Origin of the sequence: Streptomyces viridosporus (assembly GCF_002078235.1) — a bacterium.
GTDB lineage: Bacteria > Actinomycetota > Actinomycetes > Streptomycetales > Streptomycetaceae > Streptomyces > Streptomyces viridosporus.
The window spans coordinates 1-22,591 of the sequence record NZ_MSGP01000026.1; the positions used below are offsets into that span (position 1 = coordinate 1).

Sequence of the window (22,591 nt, forward strand, 5' to 3'; positions counted from 1 at the left end):
TGTCCCCCGCGATGGGGACACCCGTGCCCCGGCCGACAGGCCCGGCCGGGGCGCGGGCCGAGGCAGCGGGCCGCCCCGGAATCCACGTGTGAACTCTCCGATGGAAAGGTGAAACCGTCGATGATCAGCCAGTGGCAGCTGCGCGCCGCATTCGCTGCGCGGCTCTCGGACATGTACGGGCGGGAGGTCCCCGCCTACACCACGCTCGTGGACGTCTCACGCGAGGTCAACGAGGACGTTCTGCGCACGCGGGGCGCCGATGCCGAACGGCTGGGTTCCATCAGCCGGGTGACCGCGGAGCGCCACGGTGCCATCCGGGTCGGCACTCCGCGGGAGCTGCAGCAGGTGGCCCGCGTCTTCGGTGCCCTGGGCATGCACCCGGTCGGCTTCTACGACCTGCGCGAAGCCGCCGCCAGCGCGGTCCCGGTCGTCTCGACCGCCTTCCGGCCCGTCGACGGCGCGGAGCTGGCGCGCAACCCCTTCCGCGTCTTCACCTCCCTGCTCACCCCCGCCGACCCGCGCTTCTTCGACGCCGACCTGCGCTCCCGTCTGGAGGCTTTCCTCGCCGACCGCGAACTGTTCCCCCCCGAGCTGCTCGCCCTCGCGGACCGGGCCGAAGCGGAGCGGGAACTGCCCGAGGAGGACGCCGAGCGTTTCCTCCGACTCGCCGTGCAGGCCTTCGAGCTGTCCACCGAGCCCGTCGACAAGGCCTGGTACGAGACCTTGGAGCGGATCTCCGCCGTCGCCGCGGACATCGGCGGCGTACGCAGCACGCACATCAACCACCTCACCCCCCGCGTGCTGGACATCGACGAGCTCTACCGGCGCATGACCGAGCGCGGCATCGAGATGATCGACACGATTCAGGGCCCGCCGGCCTGGAAGGGACCCGACGTCCTGCTGCGCCAGACGTCCTTCCGTGCCCTGGCCGAGTCCCGCGCGATGCGTTCCCCGGACGGCACCGTCATCAGCGGCGCCCTGCGGGTGCGCTTCGGTGAGGTCGAAGCCCGCGGCATCGCCCTCACCCGCGAGGGCCGTGCCCTCTACGACCACCTGCTCACCCTGGTCGACCAGCAGGCGGCCGCCCGTCCCGAGGCGGACCGGAGCGAACTCGCCCGCGCCGTCTGGGAGCAGCACCTGCCGGCCACCGAGCAGGAGCTCATCGCCCGGGGCCTGGCCTGCTTCACCTACCGGGTGGTGCCCGACCGGCCGCGGGACGGGAACCGCCCGCCCGCCGACATCGTCGGCCTGGTGGAGCGGGGCTGGGTGCGTGCCGAGCCCATCGTCTACGAGGACTTCCTGCCCCGCTCCGCGGCCGGCATCTTCCAGTCCAACCTCAGCGGCGAGGGCTCGAGGAACAACGACCACGAGGGCACCGCCTACGACGCCGAGTGGCTCTCCGGTGCCATCGGCCGCGAGGTCCTGGATCCCTTCGCCCTGTACGAGCAGCAGCAGAACCGCTCCCTCGCGCAGGTCGCCCGCGCGCTGGAACTCGACGGCATGCCCGGCTGACGCGCCCGGTCAAGGCGCAGGGAGGACTGAAGTGAGCACGAAGGAGCGAGCACGGTGACCACGACAGCGCAGGGCCTCGGCCGCCTCGATGCGGCAGCGGTGACCGAGGCACTCAGTCAAGGGGACTGCGGCGAGGTCGCCGGTGACGCCGGCCGCCGGGCACAGTACTCGGCCGACGCCTCCAACTACCGGCAGATCCCGCTGGCGGTGGTCTTCCCCCGCGAGCGGCAGCACGTCCTCAACGCGCTCGCCGTGTGCCGTCGGCTGGGCGTGCCCGTCACCTCCCGGGGAGCGGGCACCAGCACCTCCGGACAGGCCGTCGGCTCCGGCGTGGTGCTCGACTTCTCCCGCGGCTTCAACCGGCTGCTCGCCCTGGACCCGCAGGCCCGCACCGCGACGGTGCAGCCGGGTGTCGTCCTGGACGACCTGCAGACGGCCGCCGCCGAGCACGGTCTGCTGTTCGGTCCCGATCCGTCCACCCACAGCCGCTGCACCGTCGGCGGCATGATCGGCAACAACGCGTGCGGCACCCATTCGGTGGCCTGGGGCCGCACCGCGGACAACGTCGTGGAACTCGAAGTGGTCACCTACCGCGGCACGGTGGTACGCCTCGGTGAGATGACCCAGGCCGAGATCGACGAAGCCATCGCCGCAGGTGGCGACCGGGGCCGGCTCATCGCCTCCCTGCACCGTCTCGCGCAGGGCAATCTGGCGACGCTGCGGACCGAGTTGGGGCGGTTCCCGCGGCAGGTGTCGGGCTACGGGCTGGAGCACCTGCTGCCCGAGCACCGCTTCAACCTCGCCAAGGCCCTCGTCGGCAGCGAGGGCACGCTGGCGGTCATCCTCTCGGCGACCGTCCGTCTCGTCTCGCCGCCTCCTGCGCGGGCCCTGGTCGTTCTCGGCTTCCGGGACGCCTGCGCAGCGGCGGAGGCGGTGCCCGCGCTGCTGGAGCACCGGTTGCTGGCGCTGGAAGGGCTGGACCAAGCGCTGACCGACATCGTCACCCGGCCCGAGACCCGCGCGGCGATCGACACCCTGCCCGCCGCGCGGGCCTGGCTGTTCGCCGAGCTCGGCGGCACCGCGGAGGAACTGTCCCGAAACGCCCGGGCTCTCACCGCCACCGCCGAACAGGCCGCCGGGTTCGTCGGCAGTGAGATCGTCACCGACGCCGTGCGGGCCCGCAGGCTGTGGCGGATCCGCGAGGACGGGGCGGGCCTGGCCACTCGCCTGCCCGACGGTTCCGAGGCCTGGCCCGGATGGGAGGACGCGGCGGTCCCGCCCGAGCGACTCGGCTCCTACCTGCGCGAGTTCACCGGGCTGCTGGAACGGCACCACCTGCGCGGGGCCGTCTACGGGCACTTCGGCGAGGGCTGCCTGCACGTTCGCATCAACTTCGACTTCACCACCGAGCGGGGCACCGCCGTCTTCCGGGCCTTCCTCACCGAGGCCGCCGAACTGATCGCCGCCCACGGCGGCTCCCTCTCCGGCGAGCACGGTGACGGCCAGGCCCGCTCCGAGCTGCTGCCCGTGATGTACGGGCCCGAGGTCATCGCCCTGTTCGAGGAGTTCAAGAACATCTGGGACCCGGACAACGGCCTGAATCCCGGCATGATCGTGCACCCTCTGCCCCTGGACGGAAACCTCCGTGTCAGCCCGCGCCGCACGCCGCTCCCCCTGGTCACCGTCTTCCCCTTCCACGCCGACGACGGCGACTTCGCCAAAGCCACCCGCCGCTGCGTCGGCGTGGGCAAGTGCCGTAGCGCCGCCCACCGCGGCGACGTCATGTGCCCCAGCTACCGGGTCACCCTGGACGAGAAGGACTCCACGCGCGGCCGCGCCCGGCTGCTGTACGAGATGACCCAGGGCGAAGTGATCACCGACGGCTGGCGGTCCACCGAAGTCCGCGACGCCCTCGACCTGTGCCTGTCCTGCAAGGGGTGCAGCGTCGACTGCCCGGTCGGCGTGGACGTGGCCACCTACAAGTCGGAGTTCCTGCACCATCACTACAAGGGACGCGTCCGGCCCGCCTCCCACTACACGATGGGCTGGCTGCCGCTGCTCTCCCGGCCGGCCGCCCGCATGCCGCGCCTGGTCAACGCGCTGACCGCATCCCGCCTCGCCCCGCTGATCAAACGCCTCGGCGGCATCGCCGCGGAGCGGGAGGTGCCGCGGTTCGCCGGGCAGACCTTCCTGTCCTGGTTCCGCACCCGCGCCCCCGGCGGCGACGGACACCGCGGCCCGGTCGTCCTGTGGGTCGACTCCTTCAACAACTATTTCAGCCCCGAGGTCCTCAAGGCCTCGGTGGCCGTGCTGGAGGACGCCGGCTTCCGCGTTCAGGTCCCCGACGGCACCCAGTGCTGCGGGCTGACGTGGATCACCACCGGGCAGCTCGGCGTCGCCCGCCGCATCGCCCGGCGCACCGTCACCGCACTGGCGCCGGCTGCACGCGCCGGGACGCCCGTCGTCGGCCTCGAGCCCAGCTGCACCGCGGCCCTCAAGTCCGACCTGCCCGAACTCCTCGACGGCGACACCGACGCCCGAACCCTGGCCCGGTCCACCGTCACCCTCGCCGAACTCCTCGTCCACCACGCACCCGACTGGCAGCCCCCGCGCATCGAAGCCCGATCGATCAGCCAGACCCACTGCCACCAGCACGCCACCTCGGGCTTCAGCGCCGACAGCACCTTGTTGCGCGCCATGGGCGTCGACAACAACAGCCTGGATTCCGGTTGCTGCGGGCTGGCCGGCAACTTCGGTTTCGAGCGCGGTCACTACGAGGTCTCCGTCGCCGCCGGCGAGCAGGTCCTGCTCCCCGCCGTACGGGCAGCGGCGCACGACACCGTCATCCTCGCCGACGGTTTCAGTTGCCGTACCCAGATCGCCCAGCAGACCGACCGCCACGGCACCCACCTGGCCGAGCTGGTCGCCCGCGCACTCCCCTCCCGCCGTCCCGGCGTCTGACTCTCACTCGAGACAAGGAACCACATCCGTGACTGACGCACTCTCCCTCGTCGACGACTGGGGACCCGAGAAGATCGTTGTCGTTTCCCACCGGCGCACCGGTATGAAGGGCGTGCTGGTCATCGACAACACCGCCCGTGGTGTGGGCAAGGGCGGCACCCGCATGAGCCCTCACGTGACCGTCGGCGAGGTGGCCCGCCTGGCGCGTGTCATGACGTGGAAATGGGCCAGCGTCGACCTCTTCTACGGCGGCGCGAAGGCCGGCATCGTCGCCGACCCGACCTCCCCCGACAAGGAGGCCGTCCTGCGGGCCTTCGCACGTGCCCTGTCCAACGAGGTGCCCCGCGAATACGTGATGGGGCTGGACATGGGTCTGACCGAGAACGACGCGGCCATCATCCAGGATGAGCTCGGTGACCGGGGCGCCGCGGTCGGCACCCCGGAACACCTCGGCGGTGTCGCCTACGACAAGCTCGGTGTCACCGGCTACGGCGTCGCCGAGGCGACCGACGCCGCCGCCCAGTACCTGGGCCTGTCCCTCGGTGGTTCCAGGGTCGCCCTTCAGGGCTTCGGCGCCGTGGGTCATGCGGCAGCCGCGCGGTTCGCCGAGCTCGGTGCCACCGTCGTCGCCGTGTCCACCGCCAAGGGCGCGCTCCATGAGCCCAGCGGCCTGGACGTGCGGGCCCTGCTGGCCGCCCGCGAGGAGCACGGCGACGACTTCGTGAACCGGCACCCTGAGGGGACCGTCCTTCCTGCCGGTCAGGAGCTCACCGTCGACTGCGACGTCCTGGTGCCCGCCGCCCTGCAGGACGTCATCAGCGACGAGACCGCCCACCGGATCAAGGCCGAACTCGTCGTGGAAGGTGCGAACCTGCCCACGTCTCCGCGAGCCCAGGAAATCCTCGCGCAGCGCGGCATCGCCGTCCTGCCCGACTTCGTCGCCAACGCGGGCGGCGTCGTCGCCGCCGCGTTCGCGATGGACGCCCGGTACTCCGGGTTCCGCCCCCACACCCCGACCATCTTCCAGACGATCTCCGACCGACTGCGCGCCAACGCCGTCGTCGTCATGGAGGAGGCGAAGCACCGCGGCACGACCCCGCACCTCGCCGGCCGCGGCCTCGCCGAGGAACGCGTCCGCACCGCGATGCGGAGCAAGGGACGTATCCCCCGCTGAACAGGCGGGCCCCGCGTCCCGAACGGCGACCCCGCGCCTCACACGTGTCCCGGCACTCCGGCATCTGCCGGACGACCTCCTCGAAAGCTCGAGAATTGTCCTGAGGGTGACCGTCGCGGGGTTCAAGGGTGAAGTGTGGCCGCGTCTCCCCCGCCGGGATCTTCCCTTGCCAGGCGCAGGGCGAGGGCGCGGATGGAGCGCACGGCCCGTGGCCCGTGGTCGGTCCGGGCGCTCCGGCCTGGGCTGGTCGGCGTGACCGGCCGGGGCGGCCGGCAGCGGGCGGGACGCCGTCGACCAGGGCAAGGGTCTGGGCGACGTCGTTGACGTTGGCGGCAGTACCGGTCACGCCCGACCAGGGCACTTCAACAAGAACAAGATCGTGTCACGAGCTCTATGGAACCGGTGAGAGCGCTGTTAATCTCCGGCCGGGGAGAAGTGATCGACCAGCACGGTGCACGGGGGGGGTGGGACGGATGGCCAGATTGGCATGTCCGTTGTGCAAGCAGCAGGTCCTGGCGACGCGGCAGGGACTGGCCCGGCATGAGCGGGTGGGCGGTGGGCAGTGCTTGCCGGCTGGGCGCCTCCCGATGAACGTCCCGGCTTTTGGCTGCTTGGCGGTGGTGGCCGGCGTGGTGGTGGGAGCGATCTTCACCTCGTGGACGGTGTTCTGGGTGTTCCTGCTCATCGCGCTGGCCGTGATCGCCTTCATGGCCAGCACTCCTGCGGCCCGGGTTGCGGCCGCGGACCAGCGCGCGATCGAGGCGGTACAGCGGGACGCCGCACCTGCAGCAGCACCGGTGAAGCCACCGGTCCGGGACATCGAGCAGGAGGCGAAGCAGCTGTTGGAGGAGCTGCCGCCGCTGGGATCGACGGTCGAGGACGCGATCGCCGCCTGTATGAAACGACTGCGCCACCGGGACCCGCAGCCGCTCACGGTGCGCTTCACCAAGCTGGCCCGCACCCATGTCGCCGCCGACGAGCGGATTCTCGGGCTGATCGTCCAGGAGGCGAGCACTCCCCGCGGCGTTCCGCTGCTGGCCGTCATCACGGACAAGGCGCTGGTGGTGAAGGACCGGGGCGTGGCCTACCGCGATGACGACGTGGAGGTCCACTCCGGCGAAGATGGCTTCATTCGCTCCGGCGAGCGCTTGTTCTTCTTCAACTACCACACCGGGCTGGAGACCGCGGTGGCGGCCCGCACGCTTGCCGCCTCTTCCCGCCGTGCGGTCGCCGTGCCCTCCGGTCGGCCGCCGGAGCGGCTCATCCGCGAGGCCCGCGACGCCGAACTGATCGCCGTGGAGTGGATGCGCTACCTCGGCTTCGATGACGCAGTGGCCACCCCCGTCGGCGCGGACGGCGGTATCGACGTGGTCAGTACCCGCGCTGTGGCCCAGGTCAAGATGGAAGGCAAGCCCACGGGCCGACCCGTAGTGCAGCAGCTGCACGGTGTTGCCGTCCACGAGGACAAGACCGGTGTCTTCTTTTCCCTGGCCGGCTACACCCCCCACGCCCGTAACTGGGCCCAGACCAGTGGGATGGTCCTGTTCCGCTTCGACTACCAGGGCGCGGCCGAGCCCGTCAACGCGGTCGCCCATGAACTGCTGGCCGCAGCCGACGCCCGTGCCCAGCAGTGACTCACCCGTCCTGCGCGGACGACGCCCTCGGTCCAGGCGTACAGGGGAGCTGGTGGAGGCAGTTCCGTTCGGATCAGTCGGTTGTCGGCCCAGGTGTGCCGTTGACTGAGACGCCGACGGAGGCGCCGAGATGTTCCGGCACCGAGCCGCGGACCTCGTCCCGCACCGCGTCCGCGTCCCAGCCGGTCTGGTTCAGCAGCCGCTGCGTGCCGTCCGGGCGCACCTCGCCGGTCTGCTCGATCAGCGTCCAGCCGTTCCTGCGCTCCAGCGGTGCGAGCAACCCGCGCAGATACCGCCGTGCCCGCTCGCGTGACTCCGGCCTGCCCTGAAACGGATCTGCGCAAGCCTCGGGGCGCCGAGGCGAAAGTGCGGCTCTTCCTGCCATATGTTTAAGTGCTAAATTATCGATCCCTTGGGTACGCCACCTAGGGTCGCGGCAACCCTGCTGGCTCCCGCACAGCGCGCGGAAGGATTCCCATGACGACCGTGGCCACGGAAAAAAGCCTGGGCTTAGGCTCCATTGCCGCGAGACTCGAACGGCTGCCGCACTCGCGGTGGCACGTCAAAGTCCGCTTCCTGATCGGCGCCGTCACCTTCTTCGAGGGGTTCGACCTACTGCTCGCCGCCTCCGCACTGCCCGTCCTGACCGAGCAGTGGAACCTCTCCACCGGCCAGGCGACCTTCGCCGTCACCGCCGCCTCGGTCGGCATGCTGTTCGGCGCGTTCGGCGCCGGCTGGCTCGGCGACGAGATCGGCCGGGTGCGCACCGTCGCCCTCGGCGTGCTGATCACCGGCCTCGCCAGCATCGCGGTGGCCTGCTCCGCCAACATCGAGATGTTCGCCGGCTTCCGCTTCGTCCAGGGCATCGGCATCGGCGGTGTGGTGCCCATCGCCGCCACCTACATCAATGAGATCGCCCGCTCCGACAACCGCGGCAAGCTGGTGCTGCTCTACGAGTTGATCTTCCCCGCCGGTCTCTCGGTGGCCTCCCTGACCGCCGTCTGGGTCGTCCCCCACCTCGGCTGGCAGGCGATGTTCCTGATCGGCGGCCTGCCGGTGCTGCTGGCGCTGCTTTTGGTCCGCAAGGTGCCCGAGTCGCCGCGCTGGCTGGCCTCCCACGGACGCCTGGAGGAAGCCGAGGAGGTCATCACCAAGATCGAGGCCGAGGTCCAGGCCTCGGCCAAGGAGCCGCTGCCCAAGCCTTCCCCGGACATCCCGGCCGAGGAGTCCCGCGGCCGTCTGCGCGAGATCTTCCAGGGCCGCTACCTGCGCCGCACCGTCATCCTGTCGACCATGTGGTTCGTGGCCTACTACGTGAACCACGGCATCATCACCTGGCTGCCGTCGCTCTACACCAAGCAGTTCGAGCTGGACCTCACCACCGCGCTGATCTACTCCCTGCTCAGCAACGCCACCGGCCTGCTGGGCACGCTGATCGCCGCGCTGGTGGTCGACCGCATCGGTCGCAAACCGCTGCTGCTCACCTCGCTGATCGGCACCACGGCCGCGCTGGCCGCGCTCGCTGTGGCCGGCGCCACCTCCGGCGGTCAGGTCGCGCTCTTCGCCTCCTGCACCACCTTCTTCGTCTTCGTCATCAACGCCTCGCTCTACCTCTACTCGCCGGAGCTGTACCCGACGCGCAACCGCGCCAAGGGCGCCGCGTTCGGTGGTGTGTGGAACCGCCTCGGTGTGATCCTCGGCCCGATCACGGTCGGCGCGATCATCGCCTCCGGAGCGAGCCTCAACGTCATCTTCATCCAGTTGGCGGTCGTCGCCGCGGTGGGCGCGATCGTCGCCTGCTTCGCTGTGGAGACCAAGGGCAGGACGCTCGAGGAGCTCAACGCCTGACGGCTGCCGCGCACACCCCGCAGTCCGCCGTTCCCCCCGACGGCAGGAGGGCCGGAGGTCCCCGATTTCCGGGGTCGTCCGGCCCTTCTCACATCCGGGCACCCGCCCGAAACCATTGAGGAAGTAGTTTCTCACCCGTAAGGAATTGCCAGGAGGAGACCGCTGTGGCCGGCAGGGTTCAGAGCAGCACGGACGCCGACGCGGTGTCGCGCATCATCGAGGAGTGGCACCGGCAGCGGCCGGATCTCGACCCGTCCCCCATCGAAGTGCTGGGACGCCTGCACCGGTCCTTCCTGCTGTACCAGTCGCGGACGAGTAAATCGGTGGCCGCGGTGGGGCTGTCGCTGGCCGGGTTCGATGTCCTGGCTGCGCTGCGGCGGTCCGGGGAGCCGTACCGTCTGACGGCGGGTGAGCTGGCGGCGACAAGCCTGATCTCGTCCGCCGGCGTGACGCTGCGACTGGACCGGCTGGAGGGCGACGGGCTGATCGTCCGGGAACGGGACGTGAAGGACCGCCGGGTGGTGCACTGCCGGCTCACCCCGGCGGGGCTCGAACTGATCGACACCCTGTTCGCGGAGTACCTGGAGAACGAACGGTCCATGCTGGCGGGGCTGAAGCCGAAGGAGCGGGTGCAACTGGCCGCACTGCTGCAGAAGCTGGAGCGCAGCTTGGGATCGACGGCGGACTCCACGGCCGGCGTTGTCACGTTGGTGGGATGGTGAGCGATTGAGGGCGCGTCAGGGCGTGGAGGGGCGGGTGGGAGCCCGGGTCCCACTGTGGTGGGCACGGCGGCAACGCCGATGACCTGGTCCCGGACCGCGAAGCGGATGGTCGTCCCGGCGCGGTGGTCGGGGGCAGTCATCCGGTGTGGGCGGGGCCGGAAGTGGGGTGAGCTGCCGCTGAACGCGAACAGGAACTGCTGGGCTCCGCCGACGGAGCGGGAAGCTTTTCATGGCGCGTTCGCGCTGCCGCGTGGGCTGGTGGCTGTTCTCAGCCCGGTTGTTCAGGCCCTGGTGTGAGCGGTGCTCGACCGAGGGCATCACCTCGCGGTGGGCCGCCCTGGAGGAACGGAGCCTGTCCGTGACGATCACCCTCGGCACGGCCCCTGTTCCTTTGAGGAGCCGGCGGAAGAAGCGCCCGGCCGCGGCCTTGGTGCGCCGGTTCTGGACGAGGATGTCCAGCACATTGCCGTCCTGGCCGACCGCGCGCCGGAGGTACTTCCGCTCGCCGTCGATCGTGACGAGGACCTCGTCGAGGCGCCACCTGCCGCCGGGGCGGGGACGTCGGCGGCGCAGCGCGTTGGCGTGCGTTGGCATGCATTGGCGTAGGCCCTGCCCGTACTTCGCACACCAGCGGCAGATGCTCTGCCACGCCACCACCGGTGCACACACCGCCTCCGAGTCGGACACAGCCCCGCCGTTACGACGCTCTGCGTCGGCGCCTGACAGCCCTGACCCTCGGCTTTGTCATCGTGGCCCTCGTCATCTCGTCCTCACCCGGGCGACGTTGGTGTCGGATCTTTCGCCGTTCGCTCAGAAGAGCGCCAGGCCCTCACCGCTGGTGTCCGCGATGACTGGCCGGAACCGGGTGGGAAGGCCGTCCAGGCGGTCGGGTCCGGCCTCGGCCGCCACGGCGGGGGCGGTCTCCGCCAGCCAGGTACGAAACCGCTCGACGGCTTCGCGGTAGGGGACGTGCGCCAGGACACGGTGCTCGCCGGAGGGGCACATGTCGACGGCGACAGTGAGCAGGCAGGAACCGGGCGCATGGTGGCTGCCGGTCCAGGACACGCGCAGCGCACCGCAGGGTTTGCGCCCGCGGGAGCTACTGGGGTCGCGGTGGGTCGGGCGCAGTGATCGGCAGGCTATGTGGGCGGTCCATGCGGCGAGGTGGGGCAGCGGCAGGGTGGCGCGGGTGCGGCAGCCGGGGCAGCGGTGCCAGTGGCGGAGCCAGTCGGCGGTGTGGGTGTGGAAGAGACGTGTGTAGCGATGGGCCACGCGGATGTCGTTGCTGTAGAGGTGGTCGGGGCGTTCTTGTGTGTTGCAGGAGTGACAGACGGGGGCGCGGACGTAGCCGTGTTCGTGGCAGTGGTCGAGAACGGCGGCGGGTGCGGTGCGGCAGACGGCGCACATCCACCCGGCCACCTTGCGGGAAGTACCGGGTTTCCTGCTGAGCACCGAGTACAGGTGCCCTTTCAGTTCCTCGTTGTACGGGCGCGGTGGGGCGGTCGGGCGGTCGGGACTCGTCGTCTGCCGGCCATCGGCGGTTCGGGCCCGCCGGTGGCGGGAGGGCGACTCTGCGACGGTTGCGCCTGCCTGGCGGGTCCGCGCGGCTCGCAGCCACCGCGTTTCGGCGTGCTCGGCCACATCCAGCAGCCTGACCACAGCGCGCGGCAGCCACCATGTCCGCACCGTGCGGTCGCGGGTCTTCTCCACGAGAATCCGCCGCCAGTCGATCCCCGCCAGATGGTACGGCCGACCGCCCTCACATCGTGCTGCCCGCTCGGGCTCGTCCGGTTCCTGCAGTTCCCGGGCGATGCGCCGGCGCCATCGCAGCGGCGTTGCCTCGTTGTGCTCCTGCTTCGACCCGTCACGGAACGGACCGATGCGCACCAGGTCCTGGCGGTCCATCTCCACCGCGTTCAGTTCCGCTGCCGCCCGGCGCACCTCAGCCTCCGGAACGCTCCACCGGCCGCCGCCTGCCTTCACCGTCGCCACCACACAGCCGCCGAGCAGGACGTAGCCCGCCTGAGCATGGGCAGGAGAGCGGGTGAACGCCGCAGAAGCCGTCGGCACAGCGCTGTCGGCCGTCAAGTCGGCCCACAGAGCGTCCGCGGCGCCCAGAGTGATCAGGCCGCCCGTACGGCCCGGGATGACAGGCTCTGACATACCGACAGGCTAACGGCCTGTCTCCGCAGCGCCGCCCGCAGCGCCTCCGCATCTACGGCCTCGACGACCGCGCGCGCCCGCAGGCCCACTCCGGCGTGGGCGACCGGGACCACGTTCGAGGCCACCGTCCACTGCCGGGCCGTAACCGGCACCTACAGCAGGCCCGCTGCCCGGTACCCGTCGTACGCCTCACGCATCACGACCGCTCCGATCCCAGGCTCCTCCCACCCTCAGGCGGAGAGCAGCAGGACCGCCGACCGCGAGGCGTACCCCACGCGGACGACACCACCACATCATCGGCCGACGATGAAGGTGCCGCCCTGCCGGACCCATGTGCGCACTTCCCTCCAGGGCACGTGGGCCAGGGCCCGGGGAAGAGCCGAACACGTCGGACGGCGGTGCGAGCTGCCGCGAGGTCGGGGGCGATGTCGGTGATCATGTCCTCCTGGCCGCCGACCATCCCCCGGCGCCCGACCTCCACCAGGATCGCGCGGGTGTCCAGGCCGTGGCGGGCGGCGGCGGTCTCGGCGTGGCGCAGGAAACTGGAGCAGACGCCGGCGTAGCCGAGGGTGAGGGTCTCCCGGTCGACGCGGACCTCGCGGCCCTGTCTGATCAGACACCTCGTCGCTCCTGGCCTGTGCGTCTGTGGAGAGGGCGTGATGGCTCGTCAGGAATCCCGAGGATTCGTCATGGTCTGTGCGGATCCTTCGCTGCCGTCTGCCGGGCTGACCTGCGGCAACGGGGGATGAAAGCCGGACGAGCCCGCGGGGTGTCGCACGGTCAGCCCCAGTCGCCGTTGATCCACGCGAGCAGGCGGGCGCGCTTCTTGTAGGAGCAAGGAGCGTAGACAGCGCCGGACATGGCGTGCGTTTCGGATCCGCCCCGCAAGTCGGACCCGTAGTCGCTGGGGCCGTACTCGCCGTCGCGGCGGCCGTCCATGTCGTCGGCCCAGTCGAGGAGACCGAAGTCGAGATCGAGGTTCTCGAGGTACCGGCCGGGATCGGCCGGTTCTATCGGTGTGGGACGGCCGTTCACCCCGGCGGTGAGCCCGTCCTCGAGGCAACCGTCGGAGCGCACGGGCTGGCCCAGCCACCACCCGGCCAGGAACACGGCGTACAGGGTGGTGGCGGCGCCGAGGCGGCGCAGGGTTATCCAGGCGGGCACCCGGGGAGTGTCGCACGACACGAGGCCGGCACCCGCGTCGGCGGACACACCGAGCCACATCACCTCTTTACCGCCAGTGGCCCTCGAACCACGCTCGAAGGCGGGGGCGTTCGCTCGTGTCGTTGGTGCAGGCGACGGCGTAAGCGGTGAGCGTCCGGGACAGCCTGGCGTCGGCGCCCCCACGCGGGGTGTAGGCCGGGTCCGGCGTCGGGTCGAGCGGAAGGGGGGACATCGAGTCGTACCGTGACGGGTACGGCGTCGGCGTCGGCGTCGGCGTCGGCGTCGGCGTCGGCGTCGGCGTCGGCGTCGGCGTCGGCGTGAGTATGAGGGGTGGTTCGGTTTCGTATTCCTCGGTGATCCGGTCGAGGGCGGCCTGGTCGACGCGGCATTCGGGGCTGACGGGCTGACCCAGGTACCAGCCCGCAACGAACACGCCGTAGACCGCGGCGGCGGCGCCGAGGCGGCGCGGGGTGACCCAGCGGGGGGCGCTCACCGGCGGCCCCGTTCCAGAACACGGGCAGCGTCCCGTAGCGCCTGGACAGCGGCTTCGGCGTCCTTGGCCCGGCTGTCACGGAGGAACCGGCAGGCGGTCGAGAGCGCCTCCTCCCGCAGGGCAGTCTCATTCCCCATGGACGCGGAATAGCCGGTGCACACGCCGGGCAACGGGTCCCCGGTCGTGAACTGGTTCCCGGTGTCGTGGCGGGGGCCGACCGAGTGCTCGACGACGATGTCGTCCGGGTCCGCACTGCCGCTCTGGTCGGCGGCGAGCGTGAACCCGGCGCCGAACCCGGCGGCGGTGAAGGCCGCCCCGATTCCGAGGGCGGCACGGAGGCTGACCCGGCTCACATCAGGCGGTGTTGTGCTCATGCCGAAGGACCCTACCGGCAGTCGTAGACCTGTCTGCCGGTATGCGTGTCCCTCGCTACACGGTCGGCGCGGATGTCACGGGGAACAGACGCGCGGGGCTGAACGGCAGGCGTTCGCGCCGCGCACGACCACGGAGGCGATGGCAGGCGCGGGCCGAGTCGAGGAAACCGTCGCTCTACTGGATCGGACCGTAGGGTTTTGTCGGTCGACACGGGTTGCCCGGACAGCCGTGGCCACGACGACCTTGCTCCAGCGCCCCCGTGATTCCTCATCCGGCTCTGCCGCCACCAACACACCCGGCACGATGCCCCGCCTCCCGGACGGCGGAATCGGCACTTGAGCCGCTCGTACGGGTGTGTCACGGCCAGGTGTACCGGCCGATGCGGGGTAGAACGGCTGGTGGCTCTCTTACGAGAGCCGGAGCATGCCCGTGATCAAGGGCTGTTCCCGGGCATGAACGAAGGAATGGCAGTATGGCCAGCGGCACCGTGAAGTGGTTCAACGCCGAAAAAGGTTACGGCTTCATCGCCCAGGACAACGGAGGCCCGGACGTCTTCGCCCACTACTCCGAAATCCAAGGCGGGGGCGGTTACCGTGAGCTGACCGAGGGCGAGCACGTCACCTTTGACGTCGTCCAGGGCCAGAAGGGCCCGCAGGCACAGAACATCGTCCGGGGCTGACCGCTCACGGTGATGCAAGCCGGGCTGCCGAAGGCAATCCGGCTCTTCATGTGCGGCGCGACTGCGCAACGACCGATTCCGGCCCCCGGACACGCACACCGCCGGGCAGGAGACACGGGACACCAACCGGGTGGGGCAAGCTGCCCTCCTCCGGGCCGGCCCCGCCGACACATCTGGCAGGGCCGTCCTGAGGGTGTGCCACGGTGCCATCCGGTGGCAGCCCCCACAGTCCGGCCGTGTCGCCTCAGCCGCGGCCGCCCTGCCTGGAGCCGGAGCTGACCCGTATGCCCGCCTCCTTCACCCCTCTGGACGGCTGGACACTTGTCTCCCCCAGCGGCATCGTCGTCCGGAGCCGGCCGTAGGGCGTCCAGTGGCACGGTCCATGAACTGCGGCCCGCTTCCGGTGCGCAGATCACCGAGTAAGGCCGGCCGGGGACGGGCGTGTGCCGGTCCTCAGAAGAGCTGGAGGCCGAGGGCGCGTCCTTGCGCGCGAAGCTGAAGACCGTGCGCAAGGAGAACCGGAAACCGAGGTTTCCCCAACGAAAGGATCTCACGGGGTGACTCGGCCCAGGAGATCCCGCGAGCCGCGATGAGTCCTGCGGCGTCCGGCGGTCGTACTGTCGAGCCCGTTGTCGAGGAGGACCTCTGATGCGCAGCGTGACCTATTCGATGAACATCTCGCTTGACGGCTACATCGTCGGGCCGGACGGAAAATTCGACTGGACGGCGCCCGACGAGGAGGTCTTTCGCTTCTGGATCGACGAGATTCGAGAGGTCGGCGTCCACCTGTTGGGACGACGGCTGTACGAGACGATGCTGTACTGGGAGACCGCCGACCAGGATCCCTCGCTCGACGACTCCATGCTCGAGTGGGCCGCGCTCTGGAATCCGCTCCCCAAGGTGGTGTTCTCCACCACGCTGTCGGCGGTGCAGGGCCGTGCCCGCCTGGCCTCCGGCGGCCTGACGGAGGAGATCGAGCGGTTGCGGGCCGAGCCCGGGGAGGGTGACATCGCGATCGGCGGTGCGACCCTCGCCGCCGAGGCGGCCGCGTCGGGTCTGATCGACGAGTACCGGGCCGTGGTCTACCCGGTGCTGGTGGGCGGCGGCATTCCGTTCTTTCCCCAGCGCGAGCGCCGAGTGGATCTCGAACTCGTCGAGACCCGCACCTTCAGCTCGAGATTCGTCTACCTCCGCTACCGCGTGGCGCGTTAGTCGGCTCGTCCGCCGAGTCCTGGGAAGAACGGGCCGGCCAGTGAGGTTCGCTCAGACGATGTCCACTGCTCCGTCGCCGGTGGTCCTGATCAGGAACCGGGGGTGCTCCTCGATCGAGCCCCACCCCTGGTCGGCCCCGGAGTCGTCGAGGATGTACAGGGGGTCGGTGAACGTACCCGTCCTCGTCCCGGAGTGACACCCGGACGCCGTCGTCGTGGCAGCCGACGCTGTCGGCGCGCCCCGTCACCGGTGCTGGCTCTTCTTGCCGGCGGCGTCCTCCTGGCGGACGCCACCGGTCTGCGGCGACGGGGTCGTCGATTGCTTTGCCGTTGACCGCGTCCGGATCACGTATGCCTGGCCGTCTTGCGTGGCCCGCACGGGGGTGAGACGTGGTGGTACGGGGCGTTCCACCCGCTGGGCAGCCGCGGGTAGAACGTGTTGATGACCGTCCCGGCGTCGGTCGAGTGGGCATCGGTACCCGGCCGAAGTGATCTCCCCTGCGCGTGGCTGTACTTCCGCTTCCCGCTCGGCTTCCGCGAGGCGGAGGAGCTGATGCTGCAGCGCGGCGTGACCGTTTCCCAGGAGCCTGAATTCGCACGACTGCCCGATGGGGGATCACCTAGGGTGTGCGGCATGACGCTGCAACTTGTTCAGGTGAACTTCAAGGCCCGGGACGACTCGGCACTCGGCCAGTTCTGGGCAGCAGCGCTCGGCTGGGGTGTTTCCAGCGAAGGGCCCGGCGTCACCAACCTGGAACCCGTGGGCTTCGACTGGCCGGACCCGTCCGCCGTCTGCATCGATCTCGTCCGCGTCCCGGACCCGGAGACGGTGAAGTACCGCGTGCACATCGAGCTCGCCACCACTTCCGACGCCCATCAGGCGGAGTTGGTCGCACGTCTGAGGGAGCTCGGGGCGAAGCCCGCCGACGTGGGCCAGGGCGACGTGCCGTGGACGGTGATGGCCGACCCGGAGGGCAACGTGTTCAGCGTCCTGGAGCCCCGGGAGCTCCACCGGGACACCGGGCCGATAGCCGCCGTGGTCGTCGCCTGCGCCGACCCACGGGCCATGGTCCGGTTCTGGGGCGAGGCGATCGACTGGACCGTCCACGAACTGACCGACGACCGCGCTCTGCTGCGCTCCGTCAAGGGCGTCGGGCCGTACCTGGAGTTCCGTCGCACGCCCGACGACGAGGTCGTACGGAACCGCGTCCATCTCGACGTGATGTCCGACCCCGTCGAGGACCAGGCGAGGGAGGTCGCCCGGCTCGAAGGCCTCGGCGCGATACGGACCGACGTGGGTCAGGGTGACGTCTCCTGGGTCGTCCTGGCCGACCCGGCGGGCAACGAGTTCTGCGTCCTCGGCCGGGGTTGACGCGGACCTCCGTCCGTTCCCCTCATGGCGGTGCGGCAGTGTGCGGCGCCGGGCCCCGACCTCCCCCGGCCGCCGACTTCACGGAGCGCCTTGTGCTCTGGTGACCCGGATCCTCGGACTCCTCCGGTGGTTCGTCGAGGCACCCGCCAGGGTCTCCCACCGTGAGGGACCCTGACGACAGCGCCTCCCGCCGCAGTGGCGAAGGGGAGGGCCGGGCTGCCCGGCCCTCCCCTTGTGTGTGCCGGGAGTTACTCGGTGACCTCGTGGTCGTGGCCCTCGTGCAGGCCACCGCCGCTGCCCGCCGACCCCTTGGTGTTCCGCGGCGCCACCGGCTTGCTCAGAAGGCTGGTGTCCCAGGCGTACTGGCCCGCCGCGTTGGCGATGACGTCGATGTTGACGTCGAACGCCTTCATGTTGATGTTCTTCAGGTTGTCGCAAGCGGCGTGGTAGCAGGCGTCGTACGCGACACCGGCCTTGCCGCCGTACACCTTTGCCTGCTCGGCCGTCTTGACGCCCTCGGCACCGGTGAAGGTGCCGCCCGAGGGGATGCCCACCTCGATGAACGGACCGTAGTCCGACCGGCCGGTGAAGTCGGTGCCCTCGTAGGGGGTGCCCCGCCTGTCCAGGTAGTCGGTGATCTGCCGCTCCAGCTGCGCCGAGCCCTCCGGGCCGGGGCCGGCACCGACCTGGTCGGAGTCGTCGCCGTCATAGACGAACTGGGCGTAGTTCGGCGAGGCGATCATGTCGAAGTTCAGGTACAGCTTGATCTTCGCGAGGTCCGCCGCCGAGAGGCTGTCGACGTACGCCTCCGAGCCCAGCAGGCCGAACTCCTCAGCCGACCACCAGGCGAAGCGCACCTTGTTCTTGGTCTTTTCGTGCGCGAGGTTCAGGGCCACCTCGAGGATGCCGGCGGAGCCGGAGCCGTTGTCGTTGATGCCCGGGCCGTCCGCCACCGAGTCCAGGTGGGCGCCGAACATCACCACGTTGTCGGCGGCGCCGCCCTTGGTCTCGGCGATCACGTTGTAGGTGCGCCGGGTCTCCGAGAAGGTGCGGATCTCCAGGTTGACGGTCACTGCGCCGGCGGCGGCCTTGGCCGCGAGCGCCTCGCCGTCCGCCTGCGTGACGCCGCCGGCCGGGATCTTGGCGACGGACGGGTCTCCCAGGGTGCCGTTGAGCGCGCCCTCGGTGTTGTTGTAGATGATCGCGCCGACCGCGCCCGCACCGGCGGCGATCTCCTGCTTCTCCGCGAAGGAGCAGCCGCCGCGCTTGATCAGCGCGATCTTGCCGGTGAACGTCTCGGAGGCGTAGTCCCCCGGCTCGCAGCCGGTGGTGTCGTCGACCGGCACCACCGCGATCGGGGCGGTGGTGCCGCCGACCGGGCTGTTGGCGGAGTACGTCATGGCGATCACCGGGACGTCCTGCTGCTGCGGCGACACCACCCGCAGGCTCTGCGCCAGCGTCTCGGTGAAGGGGAAGTCGAACTCGTTCCGGGTCACCGAGTACCCGGCCTTCCGCAGCAGGCCTTCGACGTACTCGGCCGACTTCCGGTGCCCCTCCGACCCGGCCACCCGGTTGTTCCCGTTCCTGTCGGCGATCCGCTGGAACTGCTTCAGATGCTCGTAGGCATCCTTGGCGTCGCTCTTCTTGACGAGCTTCTTTGCGAGCTTGGCAGCCTCCTTGGCAGGGTCGCTGTGGGCGGAGGCGGTGCCCGATCCGATCAGCAGCAGCGGCGTTATGAGCCCTGCGACGGATACGGCGGCTACCGTGGTGCGGCGGTTCCGAGCGTTCAAAGCGCTTCCTTCCGGCGGTCCATGAGGAATGGGCGTAAAACCGAAAACAGGCCGAACGACGTGCAGCGGTACTCCGGGCAGGCAGGATGGCTGGATCGCTCTGCCCCTGCCACCGGCAAGGAGAAAGGTATCTGCTCCATAAACGCTTGGTAATGGGTTGACGGGAATCTTCGGCGCCGACGCCACCCGTGCGTACCGATCGGCCACCGGCCCGACGAAGTTGACCGGAAGTCACCGGTGCTGACCCGTGCCGCGTCAGGCAACGTTCATCCCGGGGTGACGTGTCATCCGATTGCCGTGCCGGGCGGTGCCGGACGACCGGAATGATCATGTGGCTGAACATGCACGGGCGGCGAGGACCACCATCGCGGCGACGGAGCCGGCGCCGCCGACGGCGAGGTGGTGGGTGGCGACCTCGACGATCAGACGCCACACCCCCGTCACAGAACCCCGCGAACCATGCCTGACCGGCGAAAAGTCATGGCAGAAGTTCGGATTGCGGCTGGCTCCTCAGTCCTTGCCCGGCCGTTCTCGCCCGGGCAGAGGGCTCGTAAGGGAGGCAAGAGGCGCCGGTGACCGGCCGGGTGAGGCACCGTTGGCCGCTGGGAGGGGCCGGCGCTGACGCATCTCCGGCAGGCGTCGAAACACTCCGCCCTCGCGACCCGAATCCCCGGCGGCGCCCTGCGCCGCCTGGCTACGGCCTCATCTGTCGGTGATCTGGGAGAGCCATGCCGTGTCCTCCGGGCCCGGCGCCTCGGGGCCGGGCGCGGGCAGTCGGCGGACCTCACCCGTTCGCAGGGCGATCGTGGCCCGTGGCCGCATCGGTCCGTCGCCGCTGCGTGAGAGCAGGACGAGTTCCCAGACGGTCGCCGTCATGGCGTCGAGCCGGGTGGCGCATTCGGGGGTGACTCGCCCCGGGTCCCGGGTCCGGCCCAGGGACAGATGGGGGGTGAAGTTCTTGGCGGGCCCACGACAACGCGGGAACCGTTGCAGCAGGAGGCGGTGCAGGTCCGTCCACGGCGCCTCACCTGCTGCCGTCGGGTCGAGCCACACGGTGAAACACGCCCTGTGCCGGAAGGTACGCACCCCGTCCAGTCGGGCGGTGAAGACCGGTGCGTCGGCCGTCGCCGCGGCAAGCAGCGGGGCAGCCCGCTCGAAGTGGGACTCCGGCACGAAGCCGAAGAGCACGTTGACGTGCGGCGGCCACCGGTGGATCTGCGGATCGTGATCCCGGCGGATGTCCTGGAGCGGCGGCCACAGCTCCGCAGGCGGGATCCAGGCCACCGCCGTGCGGGCCGTCGGGGGCACGTCGAGGACGTCGGCGGGCTCTCCCCCGCCGGGGCCCGTGTCGAAGACCAGGTCCACCTGCGGGTGCCGCACCCGGCCGGCACCCGACGTGTCGATGCGGTCCACACCCGTGGCCCGGTCCCAGACCAGCTCACCGTCCGCCTCGATGAACACCACCCGGTGCCACGGGATGTCGCCCCCGGGCACGAAGGAGGGCAGCGGGATGCGTTCGAGGCCGTCCCCGCGCTGGCGGATCCCCAGCACGAACCGGGCCGGATCGAACCGCGGGTCCCAGCGAACCCGGTGATAGATCTCGTCGCTGGTGCGCATCACGCCTCCTCTCCCGCCTTCACACCTTCCCTTCCTCCAGGGTGCCGTCCGTCCCGTCCTCGACGGTTGTTCTACCCGCGCCGTCCGGCATCAGGCGCGAGGGACTGACCTGGAGTCGCACCGAGCCGGTCCGGTCACGTTCACGGCGGAGTCGCGCGGCGTCGTCCGGCTGGGCCGCACCAAGACCGGAGACGTGGCCACCATCGTCGTCACCAGCGGCATGCCCGGTGCCGAAGCTTGACGCGGCGACCACCGAACTCGGCGCTCGCCGAACTCCCCCACCCGCTTGCGGGCTCGATCAAGGGAGGCGAGGAGCGCCCCCGGTCGTTTCCAGGAATCGACCAACCGCCAGCGGCCGCTCCTGGAGCCGCGTCTCCCCGCCCCCGCTTGTTACACCCCTGTGGCCGGAACTGTGGCCTCCGTCGCACGCGCAGGGTCCACACCTTGATGAGATGACCGGATGCGCAGAACCGCTCCCCTCCGTCCGGCACTCGCCGCGACCACCCCCTTCCTGTCGGCTCTCGCCGCGACCGCTCTGCTGCTCACGGCCTGCGGGACGGAGCGCCCGAGTGCCGGGGGCACCGGCGCCGACGCGGCCGCGTCGCAGGACGGCACGCGGATCGACGATCCGGGCAAGGACGGCGTGCGGATCACCTCACTGACCCTCCCGTCGGCCTCGCCCTCGCCCACCCGCAGCCACTCCGTCTCCGCCGAAAGGCTCACCACCGGCTCGGACTCGGGGGTCTCCGCCGCCTACGAGGTCACCAACGAGGGCACCGGGACCCTGACCTACTCGGTCGTCTTCACCTTCATGAGCGGTGACGGCGGGGCCGTGACCAACCGGACCGAGACCGTACGCGACGTCGGCCCCGGACAGACCGTGCGGGGCACGGTCCGGGCCGGAGAGCTGCCGCCCACCGCGCCGCGGGTGACGCAGGTCGAGGTGCTCGAAGTGACCAAGGTCCCCGCGAGCGAGGCACCGGCCGAACCGGGCACGTGCCCCGCCTCCGGGATCCGGGTCAGCGCCGACGAGGGCAACGCGGCCATGGGACTGCGCGTCGTGAGCCTGCGCCTCGACAACTGCGGCACACGCGCCTACACCGTCGAGGGCTACCCACTGCTGGAACTCCTGGACGACGGCCTCGAGCCCGTCGACGGCGTCGAGATCCTCGACGGCAGCGGCGAGATCACCACCGGCGCCGGACCCGACGAGCCGCCCCGGCCCGTCACGCTCGAGCCCGGTGAGTCGGCGACCGCCGGCCTGGTCTGGCGCAACACCACCGAGTTCGGTACGCCGGTGAACGTGCCCCACGTGCGGGTCCGGGCGAAGGAGGGCGCCGACCCGGTGACGGTGACCCCGCACCTCGACCTCGGAACCACCGGAAAGCTCGGGGTCAGACCGTGGGAAGAAGCGGAACGCTAGGCCGTGTCCGTTGGGTCGGCGTGGCCCTCGACGCTTCAAGCGGGGTCCTGCCCGGCAACGGCGCGGGACGGTGCTCGGTGCTCCAGCCCAGCGTCCAGACCAGCAGCCGGGCGGTGGAGTCCTCGAAGCCGAGCAGCCCCTCGTCCTTCGGCCGGGAGGAGCGTCTACCGGGGCGCGGCTGGTGAACGTAGCCGGGTAGGGCCGCCGGCGGCATCGGCTCCACCGCACGGTTCACCACCTTTCTCTTCGACCGTGCCCTTGAGGCGCGGGGTGCGGGCGGGCAGGTCCCCCACCGTCACGTCCAGGAGATCGAACCCGGCGGTCACCGCCGACCAGCAGCGGGGCCTGTATGCGGTCGGTCTTCCACACCTGGTTACGCCGGCCCCGCGGCCGGGCCGGGAACACGTCATGCTTGCGCGCCGCCCGCTCCCCTCCCCCAGGCCGCTCCCCTCC

17 protein-coding genes and 3 pseudogenes are annotated in these 22,591 nt (G+C 70.6%); 11 read left to right on the forward strand and 9 right to left on the reverse strand.

Annotated elements, in window-relative coordinates:
- Positions 1-120 precede the first annotated feature (120 nt).
- From hglS to B7L92_RS02115, 4 genes are all read left to right on the forward strand, one after another.
- Positions 121-1,512: a 2-oxoadipate dioxygenase/decarboxylase gene (gene hglS / locus B7L92_RS02100; RefSeq protein WP_081235798.1), complete on the forward strand. Its 1,392-nt coding sequence runs from the start codon at positions 121-123 to the stop codon at positions 1,510-1,512.
- A 54-nt stretch (positions 1,513-1,566) separates the two neighbouring features.
- Positions 1,567-4,473 carry an FAD-binding and (Fe-S)-binding domain-containing protein gene (locus B7L92_RS02105; RefSeq protein WP_081235799.1) on the forward strand — a complete coding sequence of 969 codons (2,907 nt, stop codon included), beginning with the start codon at positions 1,567-1,569 and terminating at the stop codon, positions 4,471-4,473.
- 28 nt (positions 4,474-4,501) lie between these two features.
- Positions 4,502-5,647, forward strand: coding sequence for a Glu/Leu/Phe/Val family dehydrogenase (locus B7L92_RS02110; RefSeq protein WP_081235800.1), 1,146 nt, complete (start codon positions 4,502-4,504; stop codon positions 5,645-5,647).
- Between the two features lie 587 nt (positions 5,648-6,234).
- Positions 6,235-7,281, forward strand: a complete 1,047-nt coding sequence (locus B7L92_RS02115; protein ID WP_081235801.1) for a restriction endonuclease — start codon at positions 6,235-6,237, stop codon at positions 7,279-7,281.
- Between the two features lie 124 nt (positions 7,282-7,405).
- Here B7L92_RS02115 and B7L92_RS41855 read toward each other — a convergent pair.
- Positions 7,406-7,606 (reverse strand): annotated as a pseudogene (locus B7L92_RS41855) (IS701 family transposase); the annotation flags it as partial.
- 152 nt (positions 7,607-7,758) lie between these two features.
- On the opposite strand from B7L92_RS41855, the gene B7L92_RS02125 reads away from it, so the two are divergent.
- Complete coding sequence (locus B7L92_RS02125) at positions 7,759-9,129, forward strand: MFS transporter (RefSeq protein WP_081235803.1); 1,371 nt, start codon at positions 7,759-7,761, stop codon at positions 9,127-9,129.
- Between the two features lie 164 nt (positions 9,130-9,293).
- Positions 9,294-9,851: a MarR family winged helix-turn-helix transcriptional regulator gene (locus B7L92_RS02130; RefSeq protein WP_081235804.1), complete on the forward strand. Its 558-nt coding sequence runs from the start codon at positions 9,294-9,296 to the stop codon at positions 9,849-9,851.
- A gap of 56 nt (positions 9,852-9,907) precedes the next feature.
- Here B7L92_RS02130 and B7L92_RS02135 read toward each other — a convergent pair.
- The 6 genes and pseudogenes from B7L92_RS02135 to B7L92_RS02160 form a co-directional block, all read right to left on the reverse strand.
- Positions 9,908-10,508: pseudogene (locus B7L92_RS02135) on the reverse strand (IS6 family transposase); the annotation flags it as partial.
- Between the two features lie 153 nt (positions 10,509-10,661).
- Positions 10,662-12,014, reverse strand: coding sequence for an endonuclease domain-containing protein (locus B7L92_RS02140; protein WP_081235805.1), 1,353 nt, complete (start codon positions 12,012-12,014; stop codon positions 10,662-10,664).
- Positions 12,015-12,417: 403 nt separating this feature from the next.
- Positions 12,418-12,621: pseudogene (locus tag B7L92_RS02145) on the reverse strand (4-hydroxy-2-oxovalerate aldolase); the annotation flags it as partial.
- A 173-nt stretch (positions 12,622-12,794) separates the two neighbouring features.
- Positions 12,795-13,178 (reverse strand): hypothetical protein, encoded by a 384-nt coding sequence (locus tag B7L92_RS02150; RefSeq protein ID WP_081235815.1) that lies wholly within the window; start codon positions 13,176-13,178, stop codon positions 12,795-12,797.
- Positions 13,179-13,245: 67 nt separating this feature from the next.
- Positions 13,246-13,671 (reverse strand): hypothetical protein, encoded by a 426-nt coding sequence (locus tag B7L92_RS02155; protein WP_081235806.1) that lies wholly within the window; start codon positions 13,669-13,671, stop codon positions 13,246-13,248.
- Positions 13,668-14,045, reverse strand: a complete 378-nt coding sequence (locus B7L92_RS02160; protein ID WP_255310716.1) for a hypothetical protein — start codon at positions 14,043-14,045, stop codon at positions 13,668-13,670. Before B7L92_RS02160 ends, B7L92_RS02155 begins: the two co-directional genes overlap by 4 nt.
- Positions 14,046-14,518: 473 nt before the next feature.
- Between B7L92_RS02160 and B7L92_RS02165 the strand changes: the two genes are divergently transcribed.
- The 4 genes from B7L92_RS02165 (at position 14,519) to B7L92_RS02180 (ending at position 17,308) form a co-directional block, all read left to right on the forward strand.
- Positions 14,519-14,725 carry a cold-shock protein gene (locus tag B7L92_RS02165; protein ID WP_081235808.1) on the forward strand — a complete coding sequence of 69 codons (207 nt, stop codon included), beginning with the start codon at positions 14,519-14,521 and terminating at the stop codon, positions 14,723-14,725.
- A gap of 236 nt (positions 14,726-14,961) precedes the next feature.
- Positions 14,962-15,087, forward strand: a complete 126-nt coding sequence (locus B7L92_RS41860) for a hypothetical protein (RefSeq protein ID WP_255310717.1) — start codon at positions 14,962-14,964, stop codon at positions 15,085-15,087.
- A gap of 286 nt (positions 15,088-15,373) precedes the next feature.
- The gene (locus B7L92_RS02175) at positions 15,374-15,937 is read left to right on the forward strand and encodes a dihydrofolate reductase family protein (RefSeq protein WP_081235810.1); all 564 of its coding nucleotides are present in this window, start codon (positions 15,374-15,376) and stop codon (positions 15,935-15,937) included.
- 633 nt (positions 15,938-16,570) lie between these two features.
- Positions 16,571-17,308 (forward strand): VOC family protein, encoded by a 738-nt coding sequence (locus tag B7L92_RS02180; protein ID WP_081235811.1) that lies wholly within the window; start codon positions 16,571-16,573, stop codon positions 17,306-17,308.
- 248 nt (positions 17,309-17,556) lie between these two features.
- Here B7L92_RS02180 and B7L92_RS02185 read toward each other — a convergent pair whose 3' ends face one another.
- Positions 17,557-19,098 carry a M28 family metallopeptidase gene (locus B7L92_RS02185; RefSeq protein WP_081235812.1) on the reverse strand — a complete coding sequence of 514 codons (1,542 nt, stop codon included), beginning with the start codon at positions 19,096-19,098 and terminating at the stop codon, positions 17,557-17,559.
- 702 nt (positions 19,099-19,800) lie between these two features.
- On the reverse strand, positions 19,801-20,715 hold the full coding sequence (locus B7L92_RS02190) for an RNA repair domain-containing protein (protein ID WP_081235813.1): 915 nt from the start codon (positions 20,713-20,715) through the stop codon (positions 19,801-19,803).
- A 460-nt stretch (positions 20,716-21,175) separates the two neighbouring features.
- Between B7L92_RS02190 and B7L92_RS02195 the strand changes: the two genes are divergently transcribed.
- Positions 21,176-22,138 (forward strand): DUF4232 domain-containing protein, encoded by a 963-nt coding sequence (locus B7L92_RS02195; RefSeq protein WP_081235814.1) that lies wholly within the window; start codon positions 21,176-21,178, stop codon positions 22,136-22,138.
- Positions 22,139-22,591: the final 453 nt, after the last annotated feature.